Raw genomic sequence first — 16359 nt, 5'->3', positions numbered from 1 at the left:
TGTAGCGACCGGCCATTGTCTTTGCTGGGGACGTGTCCGGGCGCGCGCTGGAACCCTCTCTCTTTGAGAGAGGGAACAGAGGAGAGGGAAAACCGGGCGTTCAGCGCGCGATTGAACGCCGGAGCCGCCCCGGTTCGTCAGCCGCCGAACAGCTTCAGCAGGTAGCTGGGCGCGGAATTGGCGATGCTCAGCGACTTGATCGCCAGCTGCTGCTTGATCTGCAGCGCCTGGAGCTTGGTGGCCTCCTTGGCCATGTCGGCGTCGACCAGCCGGCCGACCGAGGCGTCCAGGGTGTCCTGCAGCTTGTCGATGAAGCTCATGTGGGTCTCGAGAGCGTAGGACCGCGTGCCCAGGCTCGACAGCGCCGAGGTGACCTTCTCGATCGCCCCGCTCATCGCCTTGATCTCGGCGGCGCTGATCGGCGCGCCCAGCAGGTCGGCGCGCATCCCCGACAGGGCCGCGCCGGTGGTCGACAGGTCCACATGATCGACGTCGATGGTGTCGCTGGCGTCGGCGTTGGCCAGGGCCCGCACCTGGCCGGTCGAGCCCGAGGAGATCAGGTTGATTCCGTTGAAGTCGGCATTGCCCACGGTACGGTCGATCTGCCGCTTCAACGACAGGTAGTCGTCGTTCAGGGCCTTGCGGCTGGCGGTGTTGAGGCTGGTGTCCGAGGCCGCCAGCATCTTCTCCTTCATCTGGGTCAGGAGATCGGTCACCGTCTCGCCGGCCGCCAGGGCGACGTCTGTGATCGACTGGCCGCGCTGCAGCGAGGCGCGCACCGCGTCCAAGGCGTGGGACTCGGCGCGCTGGTTCTGGGCGATGGCCCAGACGGCGGGATTGTCCTTGGGGCTGGAGATCGCCAGGCCGGTGGCGATGTGGCGAAGGGTGTCGGACAGGTCGCGGTTGATCGCGTTCAGCGACTGCAGGGCGATCATCGCCCCGACATTGGTGTTGATGCTGTTGAACGACATCGACGGACCGTTTCCAGGATCGGCCGAAGCCGAAGGCGCGTTTTGCGCCTGACGGTCAACTTAGGCGAGAAGGCTTAGCCGTTCGTTAGCGGTCTAGGTTAAGGGCGGTGTGGGGGCGAGAGGTCCCCTCCCTGTGGGAGGGGTGTCGGCGAAGCCGACGGGGAGGGGAGTTTGCCGAGTCGGCCAACTCCCCCCACCGGCCGCTGCGCGACCGCCTCCCCCACAGGGGGAGGGTCTGGTTGGTCGGGCGTCAGCCCCCGCTGTACCCGCCGATGATCGGCAGCACCTCGCCGGTGATGTAGCTGGACGTCTGGGGCGAGGCGAGGAACACGTAGGCGGGGGCGATCTCCTCGGGCTGGGCGGGGCGCTTCATCGGGGTCTGGCCGCCGAACTGCGCCACCTGCGGGGCCAGCTTGTCGGCGGGGTTCAGGGGCGTCCAGACCGGACCCGGGGCCACGGCGTTGACCCTTATGCCCTTGTCGACCAGGTGGGTGGCCAGCGAGCGGGTGAAGGCGTGGATGCCGCCCTTGGTCAGGGAGTAGTCCAGCAGGTTCTTGGCGCCGAGCATGCCGGTGACCGAGCCGGTGTTGACGATCGCTCCGCCCGGCGGGATCACCTTCACCGCCGCCTGGGCCATGTGGAAATAGCCATAGAGATTGGTCTTCAGGGTGCGGTCGAAGTGCTCGGGCGTCAGGTCCTCGAAGGCGGTGACGTGTTCCTGGAAGGCGGCGTTGTTGACCAGGACGTCCAGCTTGCCCAGTTCGGCGACCGTGCGCTCGACGGCGGCCTTGGCGTAGGCCGGGTCGGCCACGTCGCCAGGCAGCAGGATGGCGCGGCGGCCTTCGCGCTCGACGGCGGCCCGGGTCTCGGCGGCGTCCAGTTCCTCGTCCAGATAGGCGATGGCGATGTCGGCGCCCTCGCGGGCGAACAGCACCGCCACGGCCCGGCCGATGCCGCTGTCGGCGCCGGTGATCAGCGCCACCTTGCCCTCCAGCTTGCCCGAACCCTTGTAGAACGGCGCGTCGTACATCGGAGCCGGATCCAGCCGGGCCTCGATACCCGGCTTGGCCTGGTGCTGCTCGGGGAAGGGCGGGGCGGGATAGGGGCGGGCGCCGGCCTGCATGGCGGGCTTTTCCTGTTTCTGGCCGCCGTCCTGAAACGAGCGCTGCTCCTTGGCGTCCAGCGGGGCCTGGATGTCGCGCTCGGCCTGGGCGGCGCGCTCGGCGGCGGGTTCGAACTGCGGGGTTTCGACGTCGGGCATGGAAGCCTCCTGCAACTGACGACGGCGAAACTGACGGGCCGCGCGGATGTTCCAAGCGCCAGCGCGCAAGCGGGGGTTGCCCAAAGCCTGGGCATCGGTCACCTTCCCGGCCTCTTGGAAAGGCCCTGAAGATGTCGCGTTCCGCGGCCGCGCCGGCTCCCCGCCCTGGGAAGCCGCACGGCGTCATTGTCTCCGACCTGATCGAGCTGCTGCGGCTGGCCGGGCCCGTGGTGCTGTCGCGCCTGGGCATCATGGTCATGGGTCTGACCGACGCCATCGTCGTCGGCCACTTCTCGGCGACGCAGCTGGGTTTCCACGCCATGGCCTGGGCGCCGACCTCGGTGTTCGTGACCATGACGGTCGGCCTGCTGGTCGGGGTGCAGGTGATGGCCTCGCGGGCCACCGGGGCGGGCAGGCCGCACGAGACCGGCGCGGTGCTGCGGCGCGGCGTGGTCTACGCCCTGTGGCTGGGCGTCGCCGGCGCGGCCTTGCTGGCGATCGCCGGGCCGCCGCTGATGCACCATGCCGGCCTCGACACGGCCCTGGCCAACGGGGCCACGGCGCCGCTGGTGGTCTTCTCCCTGTCGCTGCCGCTGTTCGCCCTCAGCGTGACGCTGAGCTTCTGGCTCGAGGGCCTGGGACGGCCCGGCCTGGTGACCGTGGCCATGTGGATCGCCAACCTGATCAACCTGGCGGTCAACCTGCTGCTGGTGCCGGGGACGTTCGGCCTGCCGGCCCTGGGCGCAGTGGGCGCGGCCTGGTCGACCTTCGTGGCGCGGGCGGCGTTCGCGGCGATGCTGGCGGTGGTCATCGTGCGCCTGAAGGACGCCAGGGCCATGGGCGTGTTCGACCGGCCGGCGCCCGACCTGGCCGCGGCGCGCGAGCAGCGCCGTATCGGCTACGGGGCGGGCGGCTCCAACCTGTTCGAGTCCGGGGCCTTCGCCGGCATGAGCCTGGTGGCCGGTTGGCTGGGCGGCTATTCGGTGGCGGCCTGGGCGGTGGTGCTCAATGTCGTGGCGGTGATCTTCATGGCGCCGCTGGGCCTGTCGACCGCCACGGCGGTGCAGGTGGGCCGGGCCTACGGCGCGCGCGACTCCAAGGGCATGAGCCGGGCCGGCTGGGTCGCCTTCGGGGTGACCGCGGCCTTCTCGCTGCTGGTCACGGTGCTGCTCTATCCCCTGCGTCACCTGGTGGCGGGGGCCTACACCACCGATCCGGCCGCCTTGGCCCTGATCGCGCCGGCCCTGGCGCTGAGCTGCCTGTTCCTGATCCCCGACGCCGTCCAGGTGGTCTGCGCCCAGGCCCTGCGGGCCCGCGGCGAGGTGTGGATCCCCACCACCACCCACATGATCAGCTACGCCCTGGTCATGGGCCCGCTGGCCTGGTGGCTGGCCCTGCCGATGAAGCTGGGCGTCAACGGCATCGTCTGGTCGGTGATCATCACCAGCTTCCTGGCCGCCGGCCTGCTGCTGGGGCGGTATCGGATGCTGGACCTCAAGGAGCGGTAGCCGCCTCGCGTCCTTCGAGGCCCGCTACGCGGGCGCCTCAGGATGAGGAGCGTTGTTGCTGAAATTCCTCATCCTGAGGTGCGAGGCGTAGCCGAGCCTCGAAGGACGCACGGCGTTTCCGCCTAGATCGCCGCCCCCAGGATCCAGCCCTCTTCCGTTTCCGCATCCACCACCACGTCGGCCGGGGCGTCCTTGCTCGGCCCGAACAGGGCGGCCAGCTTGTCGGCCTCGTCGAGCTTGGCGAAGTGCTCGGCCAGGGCCCGCACCTGGGCGGCGTCCTTGATCTCGCCGGGGGCCGGGGTGGCCTTGACCAGCGAGGGGTAGACCTCGGCGATCACCACCTGCACGCCGTCCAGGTCGGCCTCGGTGAGGGCCTTGAAGCCGGTCTCGAACGGCCAGACCCGGGCGGCGTCGCCGCGGGCGTCCTTCAGCCGGCGCGCGGCCGGGATGCCGACGATCGCCTGGCCGCCGACCGAGCCGTTGTAATAGAGCTTCCAGATCGAGGCCGCGCCTTTCGCCGCCAGGTCCGTGTGACGAAACTCCGGCAGGTCGCCGGGCCCGTGCTCACGGGTCTTCTTGGGCTGCAGGGTGGTCAGGGCGTCCTTGGGCGGGCAGCCCCAGAACGGGAACGGGCCGCCGGTCAGCCGGCGGTTCAGCTCCGAGCCGACGCCGAAGCGGTTGTTGGTGTTGTCGGCCTTGTCCTTGACCATCTTGGCCAGCTGGTCCCAGACCGCGCGCCAGGGGTGCTCGCCCTTCAGCGCCAGGGCCGCGGTGACGCCGCGCGGGAAGCCCAGCGGGAAGTCGAAGCCGACCAGGGCACGCTCGCCGCGCTTCTTCAGGTCGTCGAGGATCGTCGCCAGCTTGGCCTCGGCCTCCTGGCGGGTGGGCGGGTTGAAGCTCTCGAAGGTCAGGCGGAAGCGCACGTCGCGCTTCATCACGCCGATCCACACGGAATCCGCCCCCGTGGTCGGCTTGGCCGCCGCGCTCCAGTCGACGATCACATAGGCGCTGAAGAGGCGCGACACGGCGGACGCTCCGTTTGGATTGAACGAAGCGCGCTTCTACTCCTGTCGGGCGGAAGCGACCACCCTTAAGGCGGGAAAGGTCCTAGGCTGCGTTCCGTTCGGCCGCCGGCTCGGCGACCAGCACCGGGGCCGGCTGGCGGCTGAACCAGCGGGCGGGCGGCTCGCAGGCCGGGCCCAGGGCGGCGCGGACGATGGCCGGCGGGCGGCGCTCCTCCGGCGTCATGAACAGGCCGTTGGACTTGACGCTGAGGCCGGCCAGCTTGTGGGCGCCCAGCATGGTCAGCGGCACGGCCAGGATCAGGCCGGCCAGGATCGGCATCGTCGCGGTCAGCAGGTCGGGCGTGAACCAGAAGGCCACGGCCAGCACCACGCCGGTGACGCTGATCCAGCCCATGGCTGCGAAGGCTTCCTTGCCGGTGACCTTGTCGGCGTCGCGGCGCTGGGTGGCCCAGCCGCCGACCTTGCCGGCCAGGATCTCGACCAGGGCGCGGGTCTGGGTGAACATCAGCATCGGGGCGACCAGGGCCGAGAGCAGCATCTCCACGCCCAGGCCGGCCAGGATCCTGCGGCGGCCGCCGAAGCCCTTGATCTCGTTCTTGCGCGAGAACACCAGGATCGAGCCCAGGATCTTGGGGCCGAACAGCAGGACGAAGGTGATGATCATCGCCCAGGCGGTGGCCTGGATCTCGCGCCAGTCGATCAGGGCGTGGGCCGCGGCCTGCAGGTCGGCCATGGTGAAGGCGGCCTTCTTCAGCTCGGGCATCAGCATGCGCGAGATGATCCCCGACGACAGGGCCACGAACCACAGGGGCGAGAGCACGTAGCTGAGCACGCCGATCACCAGGTGCAGGCGGCTCATCCAGTGCAGGCCGGGCAGGCCGACCAGCGGGATGTGCTGCACGTTGCCCCGGCACCAGCGGCGGTCGCGGGTGGCGAAGTCCAGCAGGTTGGAGGGGCTCTCCTCGTAGGAGCCGCCCAGATAGGGGGCCAGGTGCACGCCCCAGCCGCCGCGGCGCAGCAGGGCGCTTTCCAGGGCGTCGTGGCTCATCACCTCGCCGCCGAACGGCTTGGGGCCGTCCAGGCTGGGCAGGCCGCAGGTCTCGGCGAAGGCGCGGGTGCGGACGATGGCGTTGTGGCCCCAGAAACTGCTCTCCGAGCCCGACCACCAGGCCAGGCCCGTCCACGCGACGCGGCCGTAAAGGCGGGTGGCGAACTGCAGGGTGCGGGCGAAGATCGTCTGGCCGTTGATGATCATCGGCATGGTCTGAATCAGGCCCACGCGCGGGTGACGCTCCATGGCGTCGGCCAGGCGGACCATGGCCTCGCCGGTCATCAGGCTGTCGGCGTCCAGCACCAGCATGTGCTCGTAGTCGCCGCCCCAGCGGGCCACCCAGTCGGCGATGTTGCCGGCCTTGCGACCCGTGTTTTGGGTGCGCTTGCGATAGAAGACGTGGCTGTTGGCCTCGCGGCGGAAGCGGGCGAAGCAGGCCTGCTCGGCCAGGGCCACGGCGGCGTCGCGGGTGTCGCTGAGGATGAAGATGTCGAAGGCGCGGCTGGCGCCGGTCTCGTGCAGCGAGGCGTCCATGGCGCGCAGGCGGGCGAACACCTCGGCGGCGTCCTCGTTGTGCACCGGCATCAGGATCGCCGTGCGGGCCTTGGGCCTGGGCATGGGCGAGGCGGCGCTGTCGTCGATGCCCAGCGGGTCGCGGGGCTTGCCCAGCAGCACCACGAAGCCGACAACGGCGGTGCAGAACCACAGGGCCAGGGCCAGGAACAGCGGGACCAGCAGGGTCAGGACCACGGCTTCCAGGCGGGTGACGCCGCCCAGGGCGATGGTGTCGTAGGTGGCGCGCCAGCCGGCGAAGGCCATGATCGCGGTGGCGACGAACACGCCCCAGCGGCGCAGGACCAGATTGTCGCGAGCCGTAGCCACCGGCTTGGCCTGGCCCTGCCAGAAGGCCAGCGGCTGGACCGGCATGGCCAGGGGCGCGTCGGCGGGGATTTCGACCCGATCGCTGGTGGAGACCGCCATGTCGTAGGCGACGCTCCGCGAGGAGGTCAGGTCGAAGAAAGCGCCGCGTTCGCTCATCAGATCCATCGTCTCGGCTGTCCGGTTCGGACGGGTCCGAGGGCCGGGCCTCTCCGAAGGGGGCTCGAGAGGCGCAAGGCCGGCCTTCACGGGACGCGCCGGTGTCGCTAGGGATCGTCTCCGCTAGGATCGGCGCGCTCGGTTCGGACGGTCTGGCCTGTCTCGACAGCCGACGTGGAGAGCCGTCGGCAGGGCTTAGAGTAAAACTTCGATCACAAAATCGCTACCACAATCGCCGGGCTTTTCGCACTTGCGGCAAAAAACCTTGTATGAGTGACGTGTTCGGATTGATCCGCTGAATCTCTAAAACTGATAAGCCCATGAAAATAAAAGCAATATCGGCCAGCCTCCTGATGGTGGCGCTTGCTTCCTGCGGTCCGGACAAGCCGGCGAAAACCGCGTCGGAAGGCCCGGCGACGGTTGCGGCGGCGCTTCCGGCGGGCCCGGAATACGATTCGACGGGCGTTATCGCCGGGCTCGAGGGCCAGGCGGTAACGCTCGATCACGAGGGCGCGAGCGGGGCGAAACTGGCGGCGGGGCGCACCGTTTTCCAGGCCTATGGCGACATCCTGGCCGAGGCGCCGCTGACGCCCGGGGCGCGGATAGCCTTCAAGTTCCACAAGGTCGGCGACGCCTGGGAACTGACCGAATTGAAGGCGCGCTAGGGCGTTTCCCCAGCGCGGCCATGGAACGCCGGTCGGAGGCGGCCGTTGATCGGGTCCAACTTCAAGGACATCACCATGGCTGACGACACCGCGCCGCAAGGCTCGCGCCCCGGGGTGCTGGGCGACTTCTCCCAGGCCCAGGACCTGGGCCAGCCCGGCCATCCCGAGGACCGCGTCTCCGAGACCGAGGTCAAGGAGGCCTTCCAGACCCCCGACACCCCGACCAGCCGCAAGGTCGAGCCGCTGCCGGAAGGCGAGAAGCCCGACCACCTGGCCGAGCACGTCGAGCAGGCCGAGGACCGCCAGGAGGCCCTGATCGACGAGAGCCTGGAGGAAAGCTTCCCGGCCAGCGATCCGCCCAGCGCCAAGCACATCACCTGAGGCGGGGCGGAGCCTCCAGGGGCTGAACTCGGAGCCGTCCCTGGAGCATCGCGCGGAAAAGTGGATGCCGGTTTTCCGCAAAAGCAATGCGAAAACAAAAATCTAGAGCGAACCGCGCGATTTCTACATCGCGCGGTTCGCTCTAGGCCCGTTCGGCCCGGTCCAGCTTGTCCTCCAGCCGGCGCAGCGCCGCCTTCAGCTCCTCCTGCTCGGTGTGGCTGAATTCGTTCTGGTCCTTGATGCAGCGCGAGCAGATGTTGCCGATCAGCAGCGGCAGGATGAACAGCAGGGTCAGGTGCATCAGCACTACGGCGACGATGCGGCCGCCGGTCGTGGTGGGGTACATGTCGCCGTAGCCGACGGTGGTGGCGGTGACGCAGGCCCACCAGAGCGCGTCGACGAACGGCTTGTGCTCGAAGGCGGCGTAGGCCCCGGCCCCGGCCACGAGCAGCACGGCGTAGAGCGCCAGCAGTTCCTTGATGCTGTCGACGTATTTGAGCATGGACCCCTCCCGAAAGAGGCCGACCTTAGCCAAGCCTCCCGGAACGGGTCCAGCGCCAACTCAATCCCTGGTCGTTAGACCTAATGCTCGGCGGGCGGGGTCTGCTCGCCCGTCGTCGGCGCGGCCGGGCGCGCCTTCATGCGGGCCATGCCGGCTCTCAGCTCTTCCAGGGAGACCTTGCCGTCGCCGTCCGTGTCGGCCTGGGTGAAGCGCTTTTCCTTGCGGCCGGCGGCGATCCACTCGTCCTTGTCGATGGAGCCGTCGGCGTTCTTGTCCCAGGCCTTGAAGACCTTTTCGGGCGACGGCATCCGGGCCTGGGCCGAGCCGGCGGCGAGGACGGCCAGCGTGGCCAGGGCGAGGGTGGTGATCTTGCGGCGCATGGGGTGTCCTTGGCGGTGCGTCCCTGTGGCGATCATTAGGGCCGGATGTTGCGGCTGTATTGCGGCGTCGGGGGCTATTGAGGCAGCCTGCCAGGCCCTTGATGGGCAGGTCAGTTGGAAATGGCCTCCTTGACGATGCCGACCTTGTGCCAGCCGGCGCCGCGCAGCCGTTCAAGCACCGCCATGTAGGTACCGTATGTTACGGTCTCGGATGCGCGGATCATCAGCTGCTGTTGGTTCCTGTCACGCGTCATGGAGACGGCGCCGACATCGCTGGCCAGGGTGTCCAGGCTCGAAGGCCGGCCGTTGACCTGGATCGCGCCGTTGGCGTCGATGAAAATCTCAACCGCCTTGGGCTCGACGGGTTTGGACGGTCGGGCCGGCGGCAGGTCGACCTTGATCGACACCGTCGTCAGCGGAAGGAACAGGCCCCAGACCACCAGCGCCAGGGCGACCGACGCCAAGGCCAGGCCCAGGATACGCTTCCAGCCCACCGCCTAGTGCTTCCCGCGATCGCGGCCGAAGTTCGGCTCGGCGCTTTCCTGGCCGGCGGCGACGATGCCGCGGCGGATGGCGCGGGTGCGGGTGAAGTGGGCGTGCAGGGTGTCGGCGTCGCCCCAGCGGATGGCCCGGCTCATGGCCTGCAGGTCCTCGGTGAACCGGCCCAGCATCTCCAGCACCGCGTCCTTGTTGGCCACGAAGATGTCGCGCCACATGGTCGGGTCGCTGGCGGCGATGCGGGTGAAGTCGCGGAAGCCCGAGGCCGAGAACTTGATCACCTCGCTCTCGGTGACGTTCTCCAGGTCGGCGGCGCTGCCGACGATGGTGTAGGCGATCAGGTGGGGCAGGTGGCTGACCACGGCCAGCACCAGGTCGTGGTGCTTGTCGTCCATCAGCTCGACCTGGGCGCCGAACGCCCGCCAGAAGGCGCTGAGCCGGGCGACGGCGGCGGCGTAGGCCTCGTCGTCGCTCTCGGTCGGGGTCAGGATGGTCCAGCGGTTCTCGAACAGTTCGGCGAAGCCGGCGTCGGGGCCCGACTGCTCGGTGCCGGCGATCGGGTGGCCGGGGATCACGAAGACCTTCGACAGGTCCAGGGCCTTGAACGCCTCGACCACGTTGGCCTTGGTCGAGCCGACGTCGGTCAGGGTGGCGCCCGGCTTCAGGTGCGGCGCCAGGGCGGCGGCGACCTCGGCCGTCGACAGCACCGGCGTGGCGATGACCACCAGGTCGGCATCCTTGACCGCCTCGCCGATGTCGCCGGTCACGTGGTCGGCGATGCCCAGTTCGACCACCCGGGCGCGGTGGGCCTCGCTGGCGTCGACGACGGTGACCTGGCCGACCACGCCGTGCTCGCGGGCCGCGCGGATGATCGAGCCGCCGATCAGGCCGCAGCCGATCACAGTCATCTTGGGGTACAGGATACCGGGATGGCTCATCGCGAGACGAACTCGCGCAGCAGGTCGACCACGGCCCGGTTGTGCTCTTCCAGCCCCACGGTGACGCGGATGGCGTTAGGCAGATTGTAGTTGCCCACGGCGCGGACCAGGTAGCCCTTCGAGGCCAGGAACGCCTCGGCCTCGAGCGCGGTCTTGCCGGGCGCGGCGGGAAAGTTGATCAGCACGAAATTGGCCGCCGAGGGGGTGACCTCCAGGCCCAGGCCGCCGATCTGCTGGGTCAGCCAGGCGCGCCACTGCTCGACCAGGGCGATCGAGCGCTGCTGGAACTCCAGGTCGGCCAGGGCGGCGATGGCCGCGTCCTGGGCCGGGATCGAGGTGTTGAACGGCGGGCGGATGCGCTCCAGCGGCTCGATGATCCCGGCCGGTCCATAGCCCCAGCCCACGCGCAGGGCGGCCAGGCCGTGCAGCTTGGAGAAGGTGCGGGTGACGATGACGTTCTCGGCGTTCCGGGCCAGGTCCAGCCCGTCCTCGAAGCGCGGGTCGGTGCAGAACTCGGCGTAGGCCCCATCCAGCACCAGCACCACCGAGGGCGGCAGGGCGGCGTGCAGGGCGCGGATCTCCTCGCCCGTCAGCCAGGTGCCGGTCGGGTTGGCGGGGTTGGCGATGAACACCAGGCGGGTGCGTTCGTCCACGCACTTGACGATCTCGTCGACGGAGACGCGTTGGCCCGGCTCCTTGGCGAAACGCACCTCGCCCTGGCAGGCGCGGGCCCCGATGGCGTAGGCGGCGAAGCCGTGTTCGCCCTGGACGATGTTGTCGCCGGGCTCGAGATAGACCTGGTTGAGCAGGGCGAAGATCTCGTCGCTGCCGTCGCCCAGGGTGATGCGCTCGACCTCCAGGCGATAGTGGGCCGCGATGGCGGCGCGCAGGGCCGAGCCCTTGCCGTCCGGATACAGGTGCATCCGATCGACGGCGTCGCGATAGGCGGCCTTGGCCTTGTCGCTGCTGCCCAGGATGTTCTCGTTGCTCGACAGCTTCACCGGATGGGCGACGCCCTCGATCTTCGACTTGCCGCCCACATAGGCGGCGATGTCGAGGATGCCCGGCTTGGGCGTGGGGCGCGGCGCGGCAAAGCGGTCGGTGGTCGGAGCGGTCATCGAGGGAACTCGGGAGCGAAGAGGCGGTCTTCTTACACGTCGAACTGGGTGGGCGCAGCCCCGATGACGCCCGTAAGGGAACCCGGCGCGCGGGCCAGGCGCGCGTCGTCGGCCTGGTAGAAGCCCAGCAGGGCGAACAGCTTCAGCCCGCCGGCCTCGGCGACCAGCTCGGCGGCCACGCCGTCGGCGGACAGGGCTTCGATAATGGCGGCGGCGGCCTTGGGGCTGTCGGTGACCCAGAAGGTCTGGTCGCCGCCGGTGGGCTCGACCTCGACCTCGGCGACGGCGAAGGCGACCTGCGGGCCCCAGCGCTCCAGGCAGGGCAGGGCGGCGAAGATCTTCAGCCGCGGCTCGGCCAGCAGCCGGCCCCACCAGGCGTTGTCGGGAACCAGGCCCAGCACGCCGACGCCCCACGGGGTCTTGGCGGCGGCCAGGGCCTCCTTGTCGGTGGCGGCCACGGTCATCGGCGGGGCGACGCCGAACCGTAGGCGGGTCAGCTCGACGGCACGGGCGGGGTTGGAGCCGCCCCAGACGGTCAGGTGATAGGGACCCTGGCGGGCCAGGCTGTCGGCCATCAGCTCGCGCCAGACGCGGATGACCAGGGCGTCGCTGGCGGCCTTGCGGGGGGCTTCGACCAGCTTGCGGACGATCAGGGCCTCGCGGCCGGGACGCAGGCCGAAGCCGGTGTCGCCGGCCGCCTGCTTGGCCGCCGCCACGGCGCGCGCCAGGCCGGCCCGCTCGTCCAGCAGGGCCAGAAGCTCACCGTCGATGGCGTCGATACGCCATCGGACCTCGTCCAGCGAAGGCGTCGCGTCGCCTGCGTCGCTACCCATGATTTATCCCCGAAATTGGAGGCCGGACCATAGACTTTGCCGCCGGAGGCGCAATAGGGCGCGATGGCGGGAAGAAAGTTGCGCTGTTGGAATGTACACGTGAGAGACGCCCCCTCCGTCACGATGCGTATTCGCATCGCGCCACCTCCCCCGCGATGCGGGTGAGGAGGGTGCGCGCCGACCGTTTTCCTCCCCCGTGAAACGGGGGAGGTGGCATGGCGCGGATACGCGACATGACGGAGGGGGCGTCCCGCCGCCTCAATAGACCCGCGGCGCCGGCCCGGTGTCGAACAGACCCAGCCGCGTGCGGCCGTTGTCGAACTTCAGGGTGGCCGACAGGGTCGGGTCGCGGCCCAGGGCCTGGGCGACCGCCGCTGCGGCGGCTTCCGGGCTCTTCAGCGCCTGGCCCGGCGTGGGGACCTCGCGGACCGTGACGTCCAGCGCGCCCCGCAGGCGGCCGTCGTCATCGACGGTCAGGGCCCCGGACTTGGCGTCCAGCAGGGCCTCGCCGGCGGTCAGTCTGCCTTGCTGCACGGTCAGGGCGCCGCCGGCGTCGGACCAGTCGCCCACCGCATCGGCCCAGCTGGCCCCATGCAGGGCGCTGATCTTGCTGATCTTGGAATCCCAGATCAGGTCGGCGGTGCGGTCGGCGGCGACGCGGCCCAGCAGGCCGGTGAAGCGGGCCTTGGCCCCCTTGGCCTCGAAGAAGATCGCGCCCTGGTCGTCGGGTCCGGGGCGGATGTGCAACTGCAGGCCCGCCGCCGACAGCAGCGGGAACGGCGCGGCCCCGGCCACGGGGGTGAAGACCAGGTTCGCGCCCTCGACCGAGATGCGCGGCGGATACTGCTTGAAGCCGGCGAAGCTGGCGCGCAGGGCCTGGCCGGTGATCTGCACGTCGCCATTGACCGGCCGGGTCATGATCACCCCCTTGGGGGCGACGATCACCCAGTGGCCGATGTCGTAGGCGTTGGCCTCGCCGCTCAGCTCCGGCGCGCGCAGGGCCCAGCCCGACGGCTCGGCGACCCGGGCGTTGACCAGCCGCACGTCCATGCGGAACGGGTAGCCGCTGAAGGTGCGAGCTTCCCACGACAGGTCGTAGCCGCGCGACTTCAGCGACAGGGCCGTGGCGTCCATCCGTTGCTCGGCCTGGCCGCGCAGCCACAGCCAGCCGATGCTCCAGCCGATGGCGACGATCGCCAGAATGACGAAAGGCGCCAGCAGACCGCGACGCCGGGGCTTGCGGGACGGAGCGGCGGCGTTATGGGTCATGAAAGGGGCGGCTCCGGTCGGGAACAGTGATGAGCGTTGTGGGCGAGCGGGCGGACGGCGAAGACCGCTGGGTGTTCGGATATGGATCGCTGATGTGGCGGCCCGGGTTCCCGTTCATAGAGCGAAGAACCGCGGTGCTCCATGGGCGCCGGCGCGCCTTCTGCATCTATTCGGTCCACCACCGGGGCACCTACGAGCGGCCGGGCCTGGTGCTGGGCCTGGCCCCCGGGGGGGCTGTGCGCGGCGTCGCCTACCGGGTGGCGGCCGCGCAATGGCCCGAGGTCTACGCCTATCTGCGCGAGCGTGAGCAGCCGACCGAAACCTATTTCGAGTCCTGGTCCGAGCTGAAGATCGATGGAAACGGCAAGGTGCGGTCGCTGGTGTTCCTCTCCGACATGAAGCACGGCCAGTGGGCGGGGGCGCTGACCCTGGAGCAGCAGGCGCAGCTGATCGCGGGCGCCCAAGGCCTGTCGGGTCGCAACATCGACTATCTGCGCGACCTGGTCATGCACCTGCGCGAGGACGGCGTGCGCGACCACGCCATGGAGACCCTGCTGAAGATGGTCGAGGCGCGGGAAGGGGCGGCGGCTTAGGGCTGTTCGGCCCGCATCGCCTCCAGCCGTCGATATACCGGGTCCAACCGTCGCTCGCAGATCGCCCGCAGCGCCGGGGTCGCCGCCTGCCGCTTGTCCGGCCCATCGGGCGTGAAGGCCTGCTCGGGGGCCTTGGCGTCGCGGATCGCGGCGGCGCGCATGGCGCGCGCCTCCACGTCCGAGGGCGTCACCCCGAAGTGCGGCAGGATCTCCGTGAACAGCGCCTCGGGCAGCTGGCGGTAGTTGACCAGCCGGCCGCCGCCGATCGGATAGTGCCGCATGGCGCCCTCGCACACCGCCGCCAGCACCCGCGCGCAGTAGTCGTCATCGGGCACGCCGTCCGGCAGGTCGACGCCGAAGGTCGCCGGCGGGACCAGGCTGGGGACCATCTGCACGCCGCGCCGCCGGGTCTGCGAGACCATCACCTCGATCGGCTCGCGATAGAGGAACACCCAGGGCGTGTCCGGAAAGGCGCGCCGGAACAGCGGCAGGTCGCGGCTGTGCCAGCAGTCCAGCTTGAGGAACAGCCGGCTTTCGCCGTTCCGCGCCTGGCCCAGGGCGGCGGCCATGGCCCGCAGCAGGGCGACCTTGGCGCCGTCGTCCAGGTCGCCCCGCCGGGTGACGGCGTTGAGCGGCGCGGCCTCGGACAGCACGACGTTGGCGGGCGAAGCCGCCAGCATCTGGGCCGTCAGGGTCGAGCCGCAGCGCGACATGTGGAAGATCAGGCCGGCCGGCTCCGGGGCAGGCAGGGCGGCGGTCCAGGCCTCCAGATCGCTCAGGGCGGTGCGGACGCCGAACAGGCGGTTGAACGGCAGGAAGCGCCGGCGGACCAGCGAGTCATCGTAGAACGACTCGTCCAGCCGCCGCCGGCCGAAGCGCAGCCAGGTGATCGCGGCGCGACCGTCCACCTCCGTCACCTCGGCCGGCAGCCAGCCGGGCCCGGGTGTGAACCCGTCGATCAGGGGCGGCTGGAAGGTCGTGTAGAGCAGGCTCCGCACCGTCTCGGCGTCGATGGCGGCGCCCCCCGCCCGCGCCGCCTCGGCCGTGCGCTCGGCGAAGACCGCGAAGTTCTCGACCTCGCCCAGGGCGTCCTGCAAGGCGACGTCGCGCAGGACCAAGGCCCGCAGCGTCGTCAGTGGGTCCGCGACGGACATCCTGGTCTCCAGCCTGGCCGGCATGGCGTCTCCCCGTCAGGACTTGTGGGGCCGCTCGCGGCCCGATAGCGTCACTGGATGGCGTTCCCGGACAGATTGCAACTGCCGCTGAGCTTCGACCCGGCCCGGCTGCGCCGCGACCTCGACAAGCTGTCCTCCATCGACTGGACCGCGCATTTCGTCCGCCAGAACTACGAAGGCGATTGGAGCGTCATCCCCCTGCGCAGCCCCGCCGGCGAGACCCATCCCATCCGGATGATCTATTCGGACCCGACCGCCACAGTGTTCGAGGATACCCCGATGCTAGGGTCTTGCGGCTATTTTCGCGAGGTCGTCACCGCCTTCGCCTGCGAGGTCCGCGGCGTTCGCCTGATGAAGCTGACGCCGGGCTCGATCATCAAGGAGCATACCGACCTCGATCTGGGCGTGGAGAACGGCGCGGCGCGGATCCATGTTCCTGTGACCACCAATCCCGGCGTCGAATTTCGCCTCAACGGCGCGACGGTCGAGATGAGGGCGGGCGAGGCCTGGTATCTGCGGCTGGCCGACCCGCACAGTGTCGCCAATCGCGGGGCGGAGGACCGGGTGCACATGGTCCTGGATCTGGTGGCCAATCCCTGGCTGGAAGGCCTGTTCCACGGAATCGCTGAGCAAAGCGTCGCATAGGCGGTTTCCCGCAGACGACTCCGGTGGCTACTTCGCGGAACCCACTGGCGTCGAGTGCAGGAAATCCAGAACCCAGCGCGATCCGTCGCGGTGCAGAGCGGCGGACTCGAGCCACATCACCGGTCTCATCCCCGTGCTGTCGCCGACTCGCCCATGGTTTTCCCACGTCGCCCAGATCACGTCGCAGTTTCCGTGAACTTCGATGGGCCCGAGGTTCCATTCGTAGATCCGGCCCGAGCCATGCGCCTTGCGGATCGTCGCTGAAAGCTCTGGGCCGTTAAGGCGCCGTCCCACTTCGTAGGCATAGAAGGTGGGCGCGGTGATGGCGCTGAAGCCCGCCTCGTCGTCCTTGGTGAGCGCGGCGTAGAAAGAATGGACGGTCCGCGAGACCTGCTCCTGATCCGCGCTGGACACCGCGCAAATCCGCGGGGCCGAGGCGACCGGCGACGCCCAACTGACGACGAGGGCGGCGATGATCGCCGCGATATGCCCTTTGGTCATGGCTCTT

18 protein-coding genes and 1 pseudogene are annotated in these 16359 nt (G+C 69.8%); 5 read left to right on the top strand and 14 right to left on the bottom strand.

Translation table 11 applies throughout. The annotated features are described in order from the left end of the window. Positions 1-137: 137 nt before the first annotated feature. Both J2X41_RS14400 and J2X41_RS14395 read right to left on the bottom strand, forming a co-directional pair. On the bottom strand, positions 138-971 hold the full coding sequence (locus J2X41_RS14400) for a flagellin (protein WP_310082685.1): 834 nt from the start codon (positions 969-971) through the stop codon (positions 138-140). A 250-nt stretch (positions 972-1221) separates the two neighbouring features. Further along, positions 1222-2232 carry an SDR family oxidoreductase gene (locus J2X41_RS14395; protein WP_310082684.1) on the bottom strand — a complete coding sequence of 337 codons (1011 nt, stop codon included), beginning with the start codon at positions 2230-2232 and terminating at the stop codon, positions 1222-1224. A gap of 131 nt (positions 2233-2363) precedes the next feature. Between J2X41_RS14395 and J2X41_RS14390 the strand changes: the two genes are divergently transcribed. Beyond that, positions 2364-3740, top strand: coding sequence for an MATE family efflux transporter (locus tag J2X41_RS14390; protein WP_310082682.1), 1377 nt, complete (start codon positions 2364-2366; stop codon positions 3738-3740). A 27-nt stretch (positions 3741-3767) separates the two neighbouring features. Here J2X41_RS14390 and J2X41_RS14385 read toward each other — a convergent pair. The 3 genes and pseudogenes from J2X41_RS14385 to mdoH all read right to left on the bottom strand — a co-directional run. Beyond that, positions 3768-3858, bottom strand: a pseudogene (locus tag J2X41_RS14385) (hypothetical protein); the annotation flags it as partial. A gap of 4 nt (positions 3859-3862) precedes the next feature. Then, positions 3863-4765 (bottom strand): cobalamin biosynthesis protein CbiG, encoded by a 903-nt coding sequence (locus J2X41_RS14380; protein ID WP_310082681.1) that lies wholly within the window; start codon positions 4763-4765, stop codon positions 3863-3865. A gap of 82 nt (positions 4766-4847) precedes the next feature. After that, positions 4848-6854 (bottom strand): glucans biosynthesis glucosyltransferase MdoH, encoded by a 2007-nt coding sequence (mdoH, locus tag J2X41_RS14375; protein WP_310082680.1) that lies wholly within the window; start codon positions 6852-6854, stop codon positions 4848-4850. 353 nt (positions 6855-7207) lie between these two features. Here mdoH and J2X41_RS14370 point away from each other — a divergent pair, with 353 nt between their 5' ends. Together J2X41_RS14370 and J2X41_RS14365 are read left to right on the top strand one after the other, a co-directional pair. Continuing rightward, entirely contained in the window at positions 7208-7519 is a 312-nt protein-coding gene (locus tag J2X41_RS14370) for a copper-binding protein (RefSeq protein ID WP_310082679.1), read from the top strand. Between the two features lie 45 nt (positions 7520-7564). Next, positions 7565-7900 (top strand): hypothetical protein, encoded by a 336-nt coding sequence (locus tag J2X41_RS14365; protein WP_310082678.1) that lies wholly within the window; start codon positions 7565-7567, stop codon positions 7898-7900. A gap of 142 nt (positions 7901-8042) precedes the next feature. On the opposite strand, the gene J2X41_RS14360 is transcribed toward J2X41_RS14365, so the two are convergent. The 7 genes from J2X41_RS14360 to J2X41_RS14325 all read right to left on the bottom strand — a co-directional run bounded on the left by J2X41_RS14360 (position 8043) and on the right by J2X41_RS14325 (position 13438). After that, positions 8043-8402 (bottom strand): potassium channel family protein, encoded by a 360-nt coding sequence (locus tag J2X41_RS14360; RefSeq protein ID WP_310082677.1) that lies wholly within the window; start codon positions 8400-8402, stop codon positions 8043-8045. Positions 8403-8482: 80 nt separating this feature from the next. After that, positions 8483-8782, bottom strand: coding sequence for an EF-hand domain-containing protein (locus J2X41_RS14355; protein ID WP_310082676.1), 300 nt, complete (start codon positions 8780-8782; stop codon positions 8483-8485). A 110-nt stretch (positions 8783-8892) separates the two neighbouring features. Further along, positions 8893-9276 carry a biopolymer transporter ExbD gene (locus J2X41_RS14350; protein WP_310082675.1) on the bottom strand — a complete coding sequence of 128 codons (384 nt, stop codon included), beginning with the start codon at positions 9274-9276 and terminating at the stop codon, positions 8893-8895. Positions 9277-9279: 3 nt separating this feature from the next. Continuing rightward, positions 9280-10218 (bottom strand): prephenate/arogenate dehydrogenase family protein, encoded by a 939-nt coding sequence (locus J2X41_RS14345; protein WP_310082674.1) that lies wholly within the window; start codon positions 10216-10218, stop codon positions 9280-9282. Continuing rightward, positions 10215-11336 (bottom strand): histidinol-phosphate transaminase, encoded by a 1122-nt coding sequence (gene hisC, locus J2X41_RS14340; RefSeq protein ID WP_310082672.1) that lies wholly within the window; start codon positions 11334-11336, stop codon positions 10215-10217. Before hisC ends, J2X41_RS14345 begins: the two co-directional genes overlap by 4 nt. Positions 11337-11368: 32 nt before the next feature. Next, a complete protein-coding gene (locus J2X41_RS14335) occupies positions 11369-12169 on the bottom strand; it encodes a chorismate mutase (RefSeq protein WP_310082670.1) in 801 nt (266 codons plus the stop codon). A gap of 258 nt (positions 12170-12427) precedes the next feature. After that, positions 12428-13438, bottom strand: a complete 1011-nt coding sequence (locus tag J2X41_RS14325) for a DUF2125 domain-containing protein (protein WP_310082669.1) — start codon at positions 13436-13438, stop codon at positions 12428-12430. Positions 13439-13467: 29 nt separating this feature from the next. Here J2X41_RS14325 and J2X41_RS14320 point away from each other — a divergent pair, with 29 nt between their 5' ends. Next, on the top strand, positions 13468-14031 hold the full coding sequence (locus J2X41_RS14320) for a gamma-glutamylcyclotransferase (RefSeq protein ID WP_310082668.1): 564 nt from the start codon (positions 13468-13470) through the stop codon (positions 14029-14031). Here J2X41_RS14320 and J2X41_RS14315 read toward each other — a convergent pair. Then, positions 14028-15185 (bottom strand): aspartyl beta-hydroxylase, encoded by a 1158-nt coding sequence (locus tag J2X41_RS14315; protein WP_310082667.1) that lies wholly within the window; start codon positions 15183-15185, stop codon positions 14028-14030. The two genes, J2X41_RS14320 and J2X41_RS14315, sit on opposite strands and share 4 nt — an antisense overlap. Positions 15186-15263: 78 nt before the next feature. Between J2X41_RS14315 and J2X41_RS14310 the strand changes: the two genes are divergently transcribed. Beyond that, a complete protein-coding gene (locus tag J2X41_RS14310) occupies positions 15264-15851 on the top strand; it encodes an aspartyl/asparaginyl beta-hydroxylase domain-containing protein (protein ID WP_310082666.1) in 588 nt (195 codons plus the stop codon). 27 nt (positions 15852-15878) lie between these two features. Here the strand turns inward: J2X41_RS14310 and J2X41_RS14305 are convergent, their stop codons facing one another. After that, a complete protein-coding gene (locus tag J2X41_RS14305; protein WP_310082665.1) occupies positions 15879-16352 on the bottom strand; it encodes a hypothetical protein in 474 nt (157 codons plus the stop codon). Positions 16353-16359 lie beyond the last annotated feature (7 nt).

It is taken from the genome of Caulobacter sp. BE254, from assembly GCF_031457295.1.
In the GTDB taxonomy this organism is placed as follows: Bacteria; Pseudomonadota; Alphaproteobacteria; order Caulobacterales; family Caulobacteraceae; genus Caulobacter.
The sequence above is the reverse complement of the archived record's forward strand: the minus strand, read 5'-3'. Positions and strand labels throughout refer to the sequence as shown.

Bases quoted from the DNA above. Each gene is read 5' to 3' on its own strand.
- J2X41_RS14400 (WP_310082685.1), bottom strand. From the start codon at position 971: ATGTCGTTCAACAGCATCAACACCAATGTCGGGGCGATGATCGCCCTG.
- J2X41_RS14395 (WP_310082684.1), bottom strand. From the start codon at position 2,232: ATGCCCGACGTCGAAACCCCGCAGTTCGAACCCGCCGCCGAGCGCGCC.
- J2X41_RS14390 (WP_310082682.1), top strand. From the start codon at position 2,364: ATGTCGCGTTCCGCGGCCGCGCCGGCTCCCCGCCCTGGGAAGCCGCAC.
- mdoH (WP_310082680.1), bottom strand. From the start codon at position 6,854: ATGAGCGAACGCGGCGCTTTCTTCGACCTGACCTCCTCGCGGAGCGTC.
- J2X41_RS14370 (WP_310082679.1), top strand. From the start codon at position 7,208: ATGGTGGCGCTTGCTTCCTGCGGTCCGGACAAGCCGGCGAAAACCGCG.
- J2X41_RS14360 (WP_310082677.1), bottom strand. From the start codon at position 8,402: ATGCTCAAATACGTCGACAGCATCAAGGAACTGCTGGCGCTCTACGCC.
- J2X41_RS14355 (WP_310082676.1), bottom strand. From the start codon at position 8,782: ATGCGCCGCAAGATCACCACCCTCGCCCTGGCCACGCTGGCCGTCCTC.
- J2X41_RS14345 (WP_310082674.1), bottom strand. From the start codon at position 10,218: ATGAGCCATCCCGGTATCCTGTACCCCAAGATGACTGTGATCGGCTGC.
- hisC (WP_310082672.1), bottom strand. From the start codon at position 11,336: ATGACCGCTCCGACCACCGACCGCTTTGCCGCGCCGCGCCCCACGCCC.
- J2X41_RS14335 (WP_310082670.1), bottom strand. From the start codon at position 12,169: ATGGGTAGCGACGCAGGCGACGCGACGCCTTCGCTGGACGAGGTCCGA.
- J2X41_RS14325 (WP_310082669.1), bottom strand. From the start codon at position 13,438: ATGACCCATAACGCCGCCGCTCCGTCCCGCAAGCCCCGGCGTCGCGGT.
- J2X41_RS14320 (WP_310082668.1), top strand. From the start codon at position 13,468: ATGAGCGTTGTGGGCGAGCGGGCGGACGGCGAAGACCGCTGGGTGTTC.
- J2X41_RS14315 (WP_310082667.1), bottom strand. From the start codon at position 15,185: ATGTCCGTCGCGGACCCACTGACGACGCTGCGGGCCTTGGTCCTGCGC.
- J2X41_RS14310 (WP_310082666.1), top strand. From the start codon at position 15,264: ATGGCGTTCCCGGACAGATTGCAACTGCCGCTGAGCTTCGACCCGGCC.
- J2X41_RS14305 (WP_310082665.1), bottom strand. From the start codon at position 16,352: ATGACCAAAGGGCATATCGCGGCGATCATCGCCGCCCTCGTCGTCAGT.